This window comes from Streptomyces sp. NPDC127038, assembly GCF_042725875.1.
Taxonomy (GTDB): Bacteria; Actinomycetota; Actinomycetes; order Streptomycetales; family Streptomycetaceae; genus Streptomyces.
The window spans coordinates 1-13,821 of the sequence record NZ_JBHXDQ010000056.1; the positions used below are offsets into that span (position 1 = coordinate 1).

Below are 13,821 nucleotides of genomic sequence, written 5' to 3' on the forward strand. Positions count from 1 at the left end.
CCTCTACGCTGTCCGCCGGCCGGCCGGGCCCGGCGGACGACGGCTCAGCCGGTGTTGCGCAGACCCGCCGCGACACCGTTGACGGTCAGGAGCAGGGCCCGCGAGAGCAGCGGGTCCGGCGTCTGTCCGGCCGTGGCCTCGTCGCGCTGGCGCTTGAGGAGGGCGACCTGGAGGTAGGAGATCGGGTCCAGGTAGGCGTCACGGATGGCGAAGGTCTGCTGGAGCACCGGGTTGGTGTCGAGCAGCTTCTCGCCGCCGGTGATGCGCAGCACCTCGCGCACGGTCAGCTCGTGCTCGGCCTCGATGACGTCGAAGACGTGCTTGAGGTTGTCCGGGACGAGGGTGTCGACGTAGTGGCGGGCGATCCGCAGATCGGTCTTCGCGAGGGTCATCTCGACGTTCGAGAGGAAGTTCCGGAAGAAGTGCCACTGCTCGTGCATCTCGTCCAACACGGTGTCCCCCTCCTGCCGCATGCCTGCCTCGCGCAGCGCCTTGAGGCCGGAGCCGACGCCGAACCAGCCGGGCACGATCTGCCGGGACTGGGTCCAGCCGAAGACCCACGGGATGGCGCGCAGTCCGTCGAGCGAGACGCCCGAGCCGGGGCGGCGGGAGGGCCGCGAGCCCAGGTGCAGGTCGGCGAGCTGGTCGACCGGCGTGGAGGCGAGGAAGTACGTCGGCAGGTCGGGGTCCTCGACCAGCCTGCGGTACGCGGAGTGGGCGGCGTCGGAGACGACGTCCATGGCCGCGTCCCAGCGGGCGAGCGCCTCGTCGGACTGGCGGGGCGCGGTGTGCAGGGCGGACGCCTGGAGCGTGGCGGCGACGGTCAGTTCGAGGTTCTCGCGGGCCAGCGAGGGGACCAGGTACTTGTCGGAGATGACCTCGCCCTGCTCGGTCACCTTGATCTCGCCCTCCAGGGTGCCCCAGGGCTGGGCGAGGATCGCGTCGTGCGAGGGGCCGCCGCCGCGGCCGACGGTGCCGCCGCGGCCGTGGAAGAGGCGCAGGCGCACGCCGTAGCGGTGGGCGACGTCGCGCAGCCGGCGCTGGGCGCGGTGGATCTCCCACTGCGAGGTGGTGATGCCGCCGAACTTGGAGGAGTCGGAGTAGCCGAGCATGACCTCCTGGACGTCCCCGCGCAGCGCCACCAGACGGCGGTACGAGGGGTCGGAGAGCATGTCCTCCAGGATCGTGTCCGCGGCCTTGAGCTCGTCGGTGGTCTCCAGGAGCGGCACGATGCCGATCTTGGCCCAGCCGGCGTGCAGGTCGAGCAGTCCGGCCTCGCGGGCGAGGACGGCGGCGGCGAAGACGTCGTCGGCGCCCTGGCACATCGAGATGATGTACGACTCGATGACCTCGGGGCCGAAGACCTTCAGGGCCCGCTTGACGGTCTCGAAGACGCCGAGGGTCTTCTGCCCTGCGGCGTCGAGCGGCGCGGGGGTGGGGGCGAGCGGGCGGCGCGAGCGCAGTTCCTTGGCGAGGAGCTTGGCGCGGTAGTCGCGCGGCATGTCCACGTAGCGCCAGGACTCCTCGCCGAGGCGGTCGAAGAGCTGGCCGAGGGCGTGGTGGTGGGCGTCCGCGTGCTCGCGTACGTCCATGGTGGCGAGCTGGAGACCGAACGCGGCGAGGGTGCGGATGGTGCGGTTCATCCGGCCGTCGGCGATCAGGCCGCCGCGGTGCTCGCGCAGCGAGGTCTGGACGAGGGTGAGGTCGCGCAGCAGCTCGGCGGTGCCGAGGTAGTCGCGGCCGTCCTCGTGGGGCGTGCCCTTGGCCAGGCGGACCTTGGTGTTCTCCAGCTTCTGCCGGATGCAGGTGGCCTTGAGGCGGTAGGGCTCCTCGGCGTTGAGGCGCTTGTAGCGGGGGCTGATCTCCGGCAGGCGCTCCAGGTCGCTCTGGAGGGAATCGAGGAGGTCCTCGTTCGCGCCGGTGTAGCGGATGGAGTTCGACAGGAAGCCGCGGAGCTCGTCGACGAGGTCCAGGGCGTCGTTGATGCCGTGCTCGTGCTGGAGGATCAGCACGTCCCAGGTGACGGCGGGGGTGACGTTCGGGTTGCCGTCGCGGTCGCCGCCGATCCAGGTGCCGAAGGTGAGCGGGCGGGTGTCGTCCGGAAGGGCGACGCCGACGCGTTCGAGTTCGGCGGTGAGGTCCTCCAGGACGTCGCCGACGGCGCCGGCGTGCAGCTCGTCCAGGTAGTAGATGGCGTTGCGGGCCTCGTCGGCGGGCTCGGGGCGGACGACCCGGAGCTCGTCGGTCTGCCACACCAGGTCGATGTTCTCGGCGAGGCGGGTGTCGTAGCGGCGGCGGTCGGCCTCGATGACCGGGGTCTCCAGGAGCGCGGCGATGCGCCGCAGCTTGTTGAGGACCGAACGCCGGGCCGCCTCGGTGGGGTGGGCGGTGAAGACGGGGCGGACGTTGAGGTTCTTGACCGTCTCGCGCAGGTGCTCGGGGTCGGCGTCCTTGAGGCGGTCGGCCGTCCGGGCGAGGAGGCCGCCCTCGGCGGCGCGCTTGGCACGCAGCTCTCGGCCGCGGTGCACCTGCTCGGTGACGTTGGCGAGGTGGAAGTAGGTCGAGAAGGCGCGGACCAGCTTGGCGGCGGTCTCCAGTTCGGTGCCGCGCAGCAGCTCGGCGGCGGCGTCTCCGTCCTCGCGGGTCAGGCGGCGGACCTTCTCGACCAGTTCCAGGAGCTCGGGGCCCTCCTGCCGTACGAGGGTCTCGCCGAGCAGGTCGCCCAGCCGGCGGATGTCGGCGCGCAGTTCGCTGCTGGTCGTCGTGGTCTGGTCGTCGGCACTGCTCACAGGTGCGGCTCCTTGCAGTGGTGAAGCTCGTCTGAAGAGTGGGGAATCTCGTCTGAAGCTCGTCTGGGAGGGAACCCGGGTGGCGACCGCGCGCGGCGGGTGCCGCTTGGGGAGGTGGCATCCGGGAAGAAATCAGAGCGGACCGCGCTGTCCGACCGACTCCAAGGATAGGTGTCCCCTCGGACGCGCAGGCTCACGGGCTCTTGCCGCCGGGCTACGCGCTGACATACTTACGACGCCGTAGGTTACGGACCCGTAGGTATTCCCGTCGGACGGCGGGGGGACCCTGGGGTGCGCACCCGGACCCTTCCCCGTCGTTCCTCACCCTCGAACCCCACAGGGGACGCCACCATGACCACGAGTTCCGATGTGATCGACGACGCCCCGCGGGCGGACGGCGACGACACCTCGCTCCCCGCCGCGACCCTCGGCGGCGAGAGGAAGGGGTCACTCGAACAGATCACCCTCCTCCTCTTCATCTGCGTTCCGTTCCTCGCCCTGCTCGCGGCGGTACCGCTGGCCTGGGGATGGGGGCTGAGCTGGCTGGACGTCGGCCTGCTGGTCTTCTTCTACTACCTGGGCTGCCACGGCGTGACGATCGGCTACCACCGCTACTTCACCCACGGCTCCTTCAAGGCGAAGCGTCCGCTGCGGATCGCCGTCGCGATCGCGGGCTCGATGGCGGTCGAGGGTCCCCTCGTGCGCTGGGTCGCCGACCACCGCAAGCACCACAAGTTCTCCGACGCCGAGGGCGACCCGCACTCGCCCTGGCGGTACGGCGAGACGGTTCCGGCCCTGATGAAGGGCCTGTGGTGGGCGCACATCGGATGGATGTTCGACGAGGAACGGACCTCGCAGGAGAAGTACGCGCCCGACCTGGTCAGGGACCCGGTGATCCGGGCGATCTCGCGTCAGTTCATCCTCTGGACGCTGCTCTCGCTCGCGCTGCCGGCCCTGATCGGCGGTCTGGTGACGATGTCGTGGTGGGGCGCGTTCACCGGGTTCTTCTGGGGGTCCCTCGTTCGGGTGGCTCTGCTGCACCACGTGACCTGGTCGATCAACTCGATCTGTCACGCGGTCGGCAAGCGTCCGTTCAAGTCGCGTGACCGTTCGGGCAACGTGTGGTGGCTGGCGGTCCTCTCGTGCGGCGAGTCCTGGCACAACCTTCACCACTCCGACCCGACGTCCGCCCGGCACGGGGTGGACCGCGGCCAGCTCGACTCCTCGGCGCGGATCATCCGCTGGTGCGAGCAGCTCGGATGGGCCTACGACGTGCGCTGGCCGTCACGCTCGCGTATCGATTCGCGTCGCAACGAGGGTGGGAACGGCTCCCGACGCAAGACGGAAACCGCTGAAGCGGCATGATTGACGGCGTGGCGACCGACTCCAGCAGCACCCCGAGCAGCACCGAGAAGCCGCGGCGCGCGCGCCGCACCCGCATGACCGGCGCCGAGCGCCGTCAGCAGCTGCTGGAGATCGGCCGCACCCTGTTCGCCGCCAAGGGCTTCGAGGGCACGTCGGTGGAGGAGATCGCCGCCAAGGCCGGTGTCTCCAAGCCCGTGGTGTACGAGCACTTCGGCGGCAAGGAGGGGCTGTACGCGGTGGTGGTGGACCGTGAGATGCGGCGGCTGCTCGACATGGTGACCGGCTCGCTGACCGCGGGCCACCCCCGCGAGCTGTGCGAGCAGGCGGCATTCGCTCTCCTGGACTACATCGAGGAGTACACGGACGGCTTCCGCATCCTGGTCCGTGACTCCCCCATCCCGCAGTCGACGGGGTCGTTCGCGTCGCTGATCTCGGACATCGCCACCCAGGTGGAGGACATCCTGGGCCGCGAGTTCAAGAGCCGCGGCTTCGACTCGAAGCTGGCGCCGCTGTACGCCCAGGCCCTGGTGGGCATGGTCGCGCTGACGGGCCAGTGGTGGCTGGACGTCCGCAAGCCGCGCAAGGCGGAGGTGGCCGCGCACCTGGTGAACCTGGCGTGGCACGGTCTGGACGGCCTGGAGCCGAAACCGCGGCTGATAGGGCATCGCAAGGCCTGAGGGCCGCGCGCTCCCGGCTCAGTCCCGGGCCGGGAGCGGCTCCAGGAATTCGAGGCGGTTGCCGACGGGGTCCTCGGAGAAGAAGCGCCGGTGGCCGGGCAGGTCCTCGTCCCAGGTGACGGGGGCGCCGGTGGCGGCGATCCGGGCGGCGAGGGCGTCGATGCCGGTGACGCGCAGCCCGGGGTGGGCCTTCCTCGCCGGGCGGAAGGGGTCCTCGGTCCCCAGGTGCAGCCGGACGGCTCCCGCCTCGAACCAGCAGCCCCCGCGTGCGGCGAGGACGGGCGGCTTGGGCACCTCGGTCATCCCGAGGGCGTCCCCGTAGTACGCGCGCAGCCGGTCCTCGGAGCCGGGCGGGGCGGCGAGCTGCACATGGTCGAGCGCGGTGAGCATCAGGCCTCCTTGCGGGCCACGGCGAACAGCCTGCGGAACGGCAGCACGGTGCCGTGGGCCCTGGCCGGGTAGGCCTCGCGGAGCAGGTCCCGGTAGGCGGTGACGAAGGCCTCGGCGGCCTCGGGGTCGTCCGCCAGGGCGGTCAGCACGGGCCGCATCGCGGTCCCCTTCGCCCAGTCGAGCACGGGGTCGGGCCCGGTCAGCAGCTGCATGTACGTGGTCTCCCAGACGTCCGTGCGGCAGCCGGCGTCCTCCAGCCGGTCCAGGTAGACGAGCGGGTCGTGGACGGAGTCGGCGGGGCGGAGGGTGCCGCCGAGGAGGCCCTTCCAGCGCGGGGAGGTGGCGAGTTCCCGCAGGAGGACGTGCAGCGGGGCGTCGGTGTTGCGGGGCATCTGGAAGGCGAGGGTGCCGCCGGGCGCGAGGGCGTCGAGCCAGCCGGGAAGCGACTCCAGGTGTCCGGGCACCCACTGGAGGGCGGCGTTCGAGGTGATCAGGTCGTACGTCCCGGCGGGCGCCCAGTCGGTGAGGTCGGCGTGGGCGAAGTCGAGGCGTCCGCCGCCGGCCGTGGGACCGGCGTGCTCCTCGGTGCGGGCGAGCATGTCGGCGGAGTTGTCGTAGCCGGTGATGTGCGCGGTGGGCCAGCGGACGGCGAGCTGGGCGGTGACGTTGCCGGGGCCGCAGCCGAGGTCGGCGATGCGGGCCGGGTCGCCCGGCAGGTCGCCGACCTGGGCCAGGAGGTCGGCGAAGGGGCGGGCCCGGTGCCGGGAGTGACGCAGGTACTGGCCGGGGTCCCAGGTCGGGGTGGGGGCGGCGGTCATGGGTGGCCTCCTCGGAAGTCGCGGCGGGTCGCGGCGGGTCGCGGTCCGTACGAAAGGCGCGCCGGCCGGACCGTTCGGATCTCCAGCCTCACAGGAGAACTATCTCGACGTCAAGAGACTCGCCTTCAAGAGACTCCACATCAAGAGACTTCATGTCGACACAACCACTACACTGATCGTCATGGAGGACGAGGTCGATCGGCTGGTCGCTGCGTGGCGCCGGGAGCGCCCGGACCTCGACGTGGAACCGCTCGAGGTGCTCAGCCGGGTGAGCAGGCTGGCCCGGCACCTGGACCGTGCGCGCCGACTCGCTTTCGCCGAGCACAGCCTGGAGCCCTGGGAGTTCGACGTCCTGACCGCGCTGCGGCGCGCGGGATCCCCGTACCAGCTCTCGCCCGGACAGCTGCTGACCCAGACGCTCGTCACCTCGGGCACGATGACGAACCGCATCGACCGGCTGACCAAGAAGGGTCTGGTGGAACGCCTCCCGGACCCGAGCGACCGCAGGGGCGTGCTCGTCCGCCTCACGGACGAGGGCTGCGACCGCGCCGACCAGGCGCTGGCCGGTCTGCTCGACCAGGAACGGGCGATCCTCGCCGAGCTGAGCCGCGCCCAGCGCGGTGAACTGGCCGGACTGCTACGCCAGTTGACCGCCCCGTTCGACAACATCCCCGGCTAGGTCGACGGGTCCGACCCCGGCGCGCCTGGCCAGGGCCACGGCGGCGAGGGTGGAGTGCACCCCGAGCTTCCCGAGGACGTTCTGCATATGGGTGCGGACGGTGTGCGGCGACAGGAACAGCCGCTCCGCCACCGCCTTGCGTCCGAGCCCGGCGACCATGCACCGCAGCACCTCGCGCTCGCGGGGCGTCAGCGACTCGACGAGCCGCTCGCTCTCGGTGCGGTGCTTGCGCGCGGCGGTGAGTTCGCGGAGCACGCCGGTGAGCAGGGCGGGCGGCAGATGCGTCTCGTCGCGCAGCACTCCCCGTATGACCGTGAGCAGACGCGACAGCGAGCAGTCCTTGGCCACCCAGCCCGAGGCTCCCGCCTGGAGGGCGAGCGCGGCCCGGCGCGGGTCGTCCTTCTCGGCCAGCACCACGGTCCGTACGCCCGGCTGCCCGGAGCGCACCCCGGCGACGAGCGAGATGCCGTCGACCAGGCCGTCCTCGTTGCTCTCCTGGACGGGCACCGCCGGACGCATCCCGGGCAGATTGCCGCCCAGGTCGGCGTCGACGAGCAGCACGTCGAAGCGGCGGCCCTCGGCCGCCGCGCGTTCGAGGCAGCGCAGCGCGGCCGGACCGCTGCCGGCGGCGGACACGTCGACGTCGGGCTCGGCCGCGAGCGCGGCGGCGAGCGACTCGGCGAAGATACGATGGTCGTCGACGACCAGTACTCGGATGCGAACCACAGAAACCCCCACTGTCGGGGGACGATCCGTACGGGTACGGCGCCCGAGGTGATCCCGGGCCCGCTTGCGACCCGGAAAACGGGGTGCCTCCGCCGCACGGCCGCCGCCGTGCTGGAAGTGCTACCCCCACTTCGGGCGTCGTACCCGACTGTCTCGCCCCCTGATCGGCACCGGCCCCCACCGGCACCGTTCATCAGAGTACGGCCGGGGGCGAGGAGCGGAAGGCAATTTGCAGAACTGGTTGGCCAGCGCGTTTATGGTGAGTCGTATGTTTCGTATCGAGACAGAAGACGACAAGGAGCGTCGGGATCTGCTCCGCAGGCGGCTGTTGGACACGAACACGGCGGCGTCCCCGGTGCTGCGCGCGCTGCGCGGAACCCCGGCTGAGCGTGAACTCCCACTCCACGTATGGGCGTTGGACGAGGACGGCGAACTCGCCGGCGGACTCGCGGGGCACACCTGGACGGCCTGGCTGCACGTCACCTATCTGTGGGTCGACGACCGCCACCGGGGCGCGGGCCTGGGCACCCGGCTCCTGGCCGAGGCCGAACGGGCCGCCACCGGACGCGGCTGCACCGCGGCCCGCGTGGAGACCTGGGACTTCCAGGCCCCGGACTTCTACCGCAAACAGGGCTACGAGGTGGTCTCCGTGATCCCCGACTACCCCCCGGGAATCACGGAGTACACCTTGACGAAGCATTTCAGCCCCTCCGGCGTTTGAGGAGCGGGGTCCGGGGCGGAGCCCCGGGTACGGGACGGGAAGGGGCGGAGGGGGCGAAAGAAGCTGTGGGTCAGCCGATCCGCCGGGCCCCTGCCGAGGGAACGGCAGGAAACACCCGCGGAGCCGTGAACCCGGCCCCGGCAAAGGCCTCAAGCAGCGCCTTGGTGACCGAGTCGACATCAGCCGCTTCGAGCAGCACCACCGCGGACCCCCCGAAACCCCCACCCGTCATCCGCGCCCCCAGCGCACCCGCGGAGTTCGCCGCGGAGACCGCGAGATCCAACTCGGCGCAGGAGATCCGCAGATCGTCCCGCAGCGAGGCGTGACCGTCCGTCAGGACGGGCCCGATCGCCCGGACGTCCCCCGCGTCCAGCAGGGAGATGACCCGGTCCACCCGGTGGTCGTCGGAGACCACGTGCCGGACGTAACGGCGGACGCGTTCGTCGGAGAGCCGGCCGAGGGCCGCGTCGAGGTCCTCGTACGCGACATCGCGCAGATGGGAGACGCCCAGCTGCCGCGCCCCCTCCTCGCACCCCGCCCGCCGCTCCGCGTACGCCCCGTCGCCGAGCGCGTGCTTCACCCGGGTGTCGACGACGAGGAGTTCGAGCCCCTGGGAGGCGAGGTCGAAGGGCACCTGGCGGATCGACAGGTCACGGCAGTCGAGGTGCAGGGCGTGCCCCTCGGTGCAGCACGCCGACGCCGTCTGGTCCATGACCCCGCAGGGCACGCCGACGAAGTCGTTCTCCGCGCGCTGGGCGAGCCGGGCCAGCTCGGGCCGGCTGAGCCCGAGCCCGTACAGCTCGTCGAGGGCGAGGGCGGTGACGACCTCAAGGGCCGCCGAGGAGGACAGCCCGGCGCCGGTGGGGACCGTGGAGGCGAGGTGGATGTCCGCGCCGCCGACGGCGTGGCCGGCCTCGCGCAGCGCCCACACCACACCCGCCGGATAGGCGGCCCAGCCGGTGTCCGACCGGGGCGTCAGCTCGTCGACGCGCAGCTCGACGACGGGTCCGTCGATGTCCGCCGAGTGCAGCCGCAGTATGCCGTCGGACCGGCGGGACACCGCCGCGACCGCCGTGTGCGGCAGCGCGAGCGGCATCACGAACCCCTCGTTGAAGTCGGTGTACTCGCCGATCAGGTTGACCCTGCCGGGTGCCGCCCAGACGCCCTCGGGCGCGGCGCCGTACAGCTCCTCGAAGCCCTCACGTACCCCCACCTGCTCCACCTGTTACCCCTTCGCCGTGCTCTTCTGTGCGAACTCCCACGCGTCCGCGACGATCCCCGCGAGATCCGCGCGGGACGGGTTCCAGCCGAGCCGCTCACGTGCGGTCTCGGCCGAGGCGACCAGGACCGCCGGGTCCCCGGCCCGGCGCGGGGCCATGACCTCGGGGATCGGGTGTCCGGTCACCTGGCGCACCGTCTCGATGACCTCGCGGACGGAGAAGCCGTTGCCGTTGCCGAGGTTGCAGATCAGGTGCTCGCCGGGGGTGGCGGCCTCGACCGCCAGCAGGTGCGCCTCGGCGAGGTCCGCGACATGGATGTAGTCGCGGACGCAGGTGCCGTCCGGCGTCGGGTAGTCGTCGCCGTAGACGGAGATCGCCTCGCGGCGGCCCTGGGCGACCTGGAGGACCAGCGGGATCAGGTGCGACTCGGGGTCGTGGCGCTCGCCGCTCTCGCCGTAGGCGCCGGCCACGTTGAAGTAGCGCAGGGAGACGGCGCCGAGGCCGTGCGCCGCGGCCTCGCCGGTGATCATGTGGTCGACGGCGAGCTTGGAGGCGCCGTAGGGGTTGGTGGGCCGGGTCGGCGCCGACTCCACGATCGGGGTGGTCTCGGGCTCGCCGTAGGTCGCGGCGGTGGAGGAGAAGACGAGCTTGCGCACGCCCGCCTCGCGCATGGCCGCGAGCAGGGCCATGGTGCCGCCGACGTTGTTGTCCCAGTACTTCTCGGGCTTCACCACGGACTCGCCGACCTGCGAGAACGCGGCGAAGTGCAGGACGGCGTCGTACGAGGGGTCCAGCCACTTGGCGGCGTCGCGGATGTCGCCCTCGACGAACGCGGCGCCGGCGGGCACGCCCTCGCGGAAGCCCGTCGAGAGGTTGTCGAGGACGGTGACCTCGTGGCCCGCCTCCAGCAGGTGGCGCGCGACCACGCTGCCCACATAGCCGGCTCCGCCCGTGACCAGGTACTTCCCACTCATGTACTCGCTACCTCTCGCAGTCGCTGGGCCGCGGTCTCCGGCGGCACGTCGTTGATGAACACGTTCATGCCGGACTCGGAACCCGCGAGGAACTTCAGCTTGCCGGAAGTGCGGCGAATGGTGAAAAGCTCGAGGTGGAGCGCGAAGTCGTCCCGGTTGACGCCTTCGAACCCCTCCAGCGGGCCGAAGGGAGCCTGGTGCCACGCCGAGATGTACGGCGTCGGCGGCTCGCCCGTCCCGTCCTTCCCACCGCCCTGTCCGTCGAAGATCCGGTCGAAGCGTCTCAAGAGTTCCAGATAGACCTGGGGGAACTCTGTGCGCGCCGCGTCGTCGAGGCCGAGCAGGTCGGGCACGCGGCGGCGCGGGTAGAGGTGGACCTCGTAGGGCCAGTGGGCCGCGTACGGGACGAAGGCGGCCCAGTGCTCGCTCTCCAGGACGACGCGCGAGCCGTCCGCGAGCTCCCGCGCGAGGACGTCGTCGAACAGGTTCTCCCCGCCGGTCGCCTCCTTGTGGGCGGCGAGCGAGCGCAGCATCAGCGTGGTACGGGGCGTGACGAAGGGGTAGCCGTAGATCTGCCCGTGCGGATGACCGAGCGTCACACCGATCTCGGCGCCACGGTTCTCGAAGCAGAAGACCTGCCGGACGGAGGGCAGATGGGACAGTTCGGCGGTGCGGTCCGTCCACGCCTCCAGGACGAGGGCCGCCTGGGCCTCCGTCAGGTCCGCGAAGGAGGCGTCGTGGTCGGAGGTGAAGCAGACGACCTCGCAGCGGCCGGAGTCGCCGGCGAGCGAGGGGAAGCGGTTCTCGAACACCACGACGTCGTACGAGGAGTCGGGGATCTCGCTCAGCCTGCCGTCCGAGGACGGGCACAGCGGGCACTGGTCGGCCGGGGGGTGGTAGATGCGCCCCTGGCGGTGCGAGGCGATCGCGACCGCGTCGCCGAGCAGCGGGTCGCGGCGCACCTCGGAGGTGGTGACGGTGGGGTCGAGCGGGCGCCGGTCCACCGCGTCGCGCACCTGGTCGTCGCCCGCGTCGTAGTAGATGAGCTCACGACCGTCGGCGAGCCGGGTCGAGGTCTTCTTCACAGTCGGACTCCCCATCAGCACCCGATCAAACCTTCAAACATAACCGAACACAACAAACCACAAGCCACCACCACAGTCAACGTCACAATCAAACAAAGGTCACCATCGGAAGGGTGCATGTCTTGAATGCGGAGGCATAGATTCCGGTCCGATAGGTTCATGCGACGAAGCGAGTTCTGATGCAGTCCCCCACACATCCGCCCCAACCGGGCACCCTGCTCGCCGTCGAGCTGCGACTCCCCACGAACGCACTCGACTACACAATCCTCGGCATCTACTTCGTGGTCGTGCTGGGCATCGGCTTCGCGGCCCGGCGCTCGGTCAGGACGAGCCTCGACTTCTTCCTGTCGGGACGCTCCCTGCCCGCCTGGATCACCGGCCTGGCCTTCATCTCGGCCAACCTGGGCGCCACCGAGATCCTCGGCATGGCGGCCAACAGCGCGCAGTACGGCGTCTACACCGTGCACTGGTACTGGATCGGCGCCATCCCGGCGATGGTCTTCCTCGGCCTGGTGATGATGCCGTTCTACTACGGTTCCAAGGTCCGCTCCGTGCCCGAGTTCCTGCTGCTGCGCTTCGACAAATGGGCGCACCTGCTGAGTTCGGTGCTGTTCGCCTTCGCGGCCGTCCTCATCGCCGGCGTCAACCTCTACTCGCTCGCGATCGTGGTCGAGGCGCTGCTCGGCTGGCCGCAGTGGGTCGCCATCGTGGTCGCCGGCTTCTTCGTCCTGGCGTACATCACCCTGGGCGGACTCTCCTCGGCGATCTACAACGAGGTGCTCCAGTTCTTCGTGATCCTGGCGGCGCTGATCCCGATCGCCGTGCTCGGCCTGCACCGCGTCGGCGGCTGGAACGGCCTGACCACCTCCCTGGACAAGACCCACGGCACCGACTTCACGACGGCCTGGGGCGGCACGGGCATCGGCAGCGACAACCCGCTCGGCGCCAACTGGCTGACCATCGTGCTCGGCCTCGGCTTCGTGCTCTCCTTCGGCTACTGGACGACGAACTTCGCCGAGGTGCAGCGCGCGCTGTCGGCCAAGAACCTCTCCGCCGCCCGGCGCACCCCGCTCATCGCGGCCTACCCCAAGATCTTCATCGTCTTCCTGGTGATGATCCCGGGCCTGGTGGCGGCCGTCCTCGTCCCGAAGATCGGTACGAGCGCCTCGGGTCTGCAGTACAACGACGCGATCCCGTACCTGATGCAGGAGCTGCTGCCGAACGGTGTCCTCGGCATCGCGGTGACGGGGCTGCTGGCCGCGTTCATGGCGGGCATGGCGGCGAACGTCTCGTCCTTCAACACGGTGTTCACCACCGACATCTGGGCGAAGTACGTGGTCACCGACCGGGAGGACAGCTACTACGTGCGCTTCGGCCGGCTGATCACGGTGATCGGCGTCCTGGCGTCGATCGGCACGGCGTTCCTGGCCTCGTCCTTCTCCAACATCATGAGCTACCTCCAGACGCTCTTCTCCTTCTTCAACGTGCCGATGTTCGCGGTCTTCATCATCGGCATGTTCTGGAAGCGGGCGTCGGTGAAGTCGGGCTTCTGGGGCCTGCTGGCCGGGACGACGGCCGCGATGGTGAACTACTTCGTCCTCTACAAGCAGGGCGTCATCGGCTTCCCCTCCGACCAGGGCGCCAACTTCGTCTCCGCGATCGTCGCCTTCGTGGCCGGCGGCGTGGTGATGGTCGGGGTCTCGCTCTTCACCGCCCCCAAGCCCGCGCGGGAGCTGGAGGGCCTGGTCTACGGCACGGTGTCCCCGGGCATGGCCGAGCCGCCGGCCGCCGGTGACGACGCCTGGTACCGCAAGCCCGCCCTGCTGGGCTGGGGCGCGATGATCCTGGCCGCCGCCTGCTACATCCCGTTCTCGTTCTGACCTCGTTCCGACGAGCCCCGGCCCACTCCGACGAGGGAGAATAAGGAAACAATGTCCGACTATTCGGAAAGCGACGCGCAGCGCCAGGTCTCGGATCTTGAGAAGAAGTCCGCGACCGCCGCCCGTCTGTTCGACATCCGCCGCATCATCGGCGGCCTGTTCGTGGTCTACGGCGTCATCGTGACCATCGCCGGCATCACCGCCTCCGACGCCGACCTCACCAAGGCGGGCGGCATCAACATCAACCTCTGGACCGGCCTGGGCATGCTCGCCCTCGGCCTGTTCTTCCTGGCCTGGCTGTGGCTGCGGCCGCTGCCGCCGACGACACCGGAGACTCCGGCCGAGGAGCAGGCTCCGCCGACGGCCTGACTCCCCTACCCGGGGCCGGAGTTCGCTCAGAACTCCGGCCCCGGTGCACGCAAAGCTCCTGGACCTGGCACTTTACGTCGCCAAACCTCTGTGACCCCCTTCGCCGGGACGGGTACGGACGGCCTCTG

The 13,821-nt window shown here is 70.6% G+C and carries 13 protein-coding genes; 6 read left to right on the forward strand and 7 right to left on the reverse strand.

Annotated features, from left to right (window positions below):
- Positions 1–44: 44 nt before the first annotated feature.
- Positions 45–2,789 (reverse strand): phosphoenolpyruvate carboxylase, encoded by a 2,745-nt coding sequence (gene ppc / locus ACFWI4_RS30525; RefSeq protein ID WP_387202747.1) that lies wholly within the window; start codon positions 2,787–2,789, stop codon positions 45–47.
- Positions 2,790–3,140: 351 nt separating this feature from the next.
- Between ppc and ACFWI4_RS30530 the strand changes: the two genes are divergently transcribed.
- Positions 3,141–4,154 carry an acyl-CoA desaturase gene (locus ACFWI4_RS30530; RefSeq protein ID WP_387202750.1) on the forward strand — a complete coding sequence of 338 codons (1,014 nt, stop codon included), beginning with the start codon at positions 3,141–3,143 and terminating at the stop codon, positions 4,152–4,154.
- Positions 4,151–4,831 (forward strand): TetR/AcrR family transcriptional regulator, encoded by a 681-nt coding sequence (locus tag ACFWI4_RS30535; protein ID WP_339129830.1) that lies wholly within the window; start codon positions 4,151–4,153, stop codon positions 4,829–4,831. Before ACFWI4_RS30530 ends, ACFWI4_RS30535 begins: the two co-directional genes overlap by 4 nt.
- A gap of 18 nt (positions 4,832–4,849) precedes the next feature.
- Here ACFWI4_RS30535 and ACFWI4_RS30540 read toward each other — a convergent pair whose 3' ends face one another.
- Together ACFWI4_RS30540 and ACFWI4_RS30545 are read right to left on the reverse strand one after the other, a co-directional pair.
- Positions 4,850–5,221: a VOC family protein gene (locus ACFWI4_RS30540; RefSeq protein WP_385395616.1), complete on the reverse strand. Its 372-nt coding sequence runs from the start codon at positions 5,219–5,221 to the stop codon at positions 4,850–4,852.
- Positions 5,221–6,039 carry a trans-aconitate 2-methyltransferase gene (locus ACFWI4_RS30545; protein ID WP_387202754.1) on the reverse strand — a complete coding sequence of 273 codons (819 nt, stop codon included), beginning with the start codon at positions 6,037–6,039 and terminating at the stop codon, positions 5,221–5,223. The genes ACFWI4_RS30540 and ACFWI4_RS30545 overlap by 1 nt, the downstream gene beginning before the upstream one ends.
- 181 nt (positions 6,040–6,220) lie before the next feature.
- Here ACFWI4_RS30545 and ACFWI4_RS30550 point away from each other — a divergent pair, with 181 nt between their 5' ends.
- A complete protein-coding gene (locus tag ACFWI4_RS30550; protein ID WP_261703948.1) occupies positions 6,221–6,718 on the forward strand; it encodes a MarR family winged helix-turn-helix transcriptional regulator in 498 nt (165 codons plus the stop codon).
- Here the strand turns inward: ACFWI4_RS30550 and ACFWI4_RS30555 are convergent.
- A complete protein-coding gene (locus ACFWI4_RS30555; protein ID WP_355982190.1) occupies positions 6,677–7,444 on the reverse strand; it encodes a response regulator transcription factor in 768 nt (255 codons plus the stop codon). The two genes, ACFWI4_RS30550 and ACFWI4_RS30555, sit on opposite strands and share 42 nt — an antisense overlap.
- Positions 7,445–7,700: 256 nt before the next feature.
- Here ACFWI4_RS30555 and ACFWI4_RS30560 point away from each other — a divergent pair, with 256 nt between their 5' ends.
- Positions 7,701–8,165, forward strand: coding sequence for a GNAT family N-acetyltransferase (locus ACFWI4_RS30560; protein ID WP_387202758.1), 465 nt, complete (start codon positions 7,701–7,703; stop codon positions 8,163–8,165).
- Between the two features lie 70 nt (positions 8,166–8,235).
- Here the strand turns inward: ACFWI4_RS30560 and galK are convergent, their stop codons facing one another.
- From galK to galT, 3 genes are read right to left on the reverse strand one after another with little or no spacing between them, the layout of a single operon-like run.
- Entirely contained in the window at positions 8,236–9,378 is a 1,143-nt protein-coding gene (gene galK / locus ACFWI4_RS30565) for a galactokinase (protein WP_387202761.1), read from the reverse strand.
- 12 nt (positions 9,379–9,390) lie between these two features.
- Complete coding sequence (gene galE, locus ACFWI4_RS30570) at positions 9,391–10,359, reverse strand: UDP-glucose 4-epimerase GalE (RefSeq protein WP_385395605.1); 969 nt, start codon at positions 10,357–10,359, stop codon at positions 9,391–9,393.
- Positions 10,356–11,444, reverse strand: coding sequence for a galactose-1-phosphate uridylyltransferase (gene galT, locus ACFWI4_RS30575; protein WP_387202764.1), 1,089 nt, complete (start codon positions 11,442–11,444; stop codon positions 10,356–10,358). Before galT ends, galE begins: the two co-directional genes overlap by 4 nt.
- A gap of 179 nt (positions 11,445–11,623) precedes the next feature.
- Between galT and ACFWI4_RS30580 the strand changes: the two genes are divergently transcribed.
- Both ACFWI4_RS30580 and ACFWI4_RS30585 read left to right on the forward strand, forming a co-directional pair.
- A complete protein-coding gene (locus ACFWI4_RS30580; protein ID WP_387202767.1) occupies positions 11,624–13,324 on the forward strand; it encodes a sodium:solute symporter family protein in 1,701 nt (566 codons plus the stop codon).
- A gap of 51 nt (positions 13,325–13,375) precedes the next feature.
- On the forward strand, positions 13,376–13,693 hold the full coding sequence (locus ACFWI4_RS30585; protein ID WP_387202769.1) for a hypothetical protein: 318 nt from the start codon (positions 13,376–13,378) through the stop codon (positions 13,691–13,693).
- Positions 13,694–13,821 lie beyond the last annotated feature (128 nt).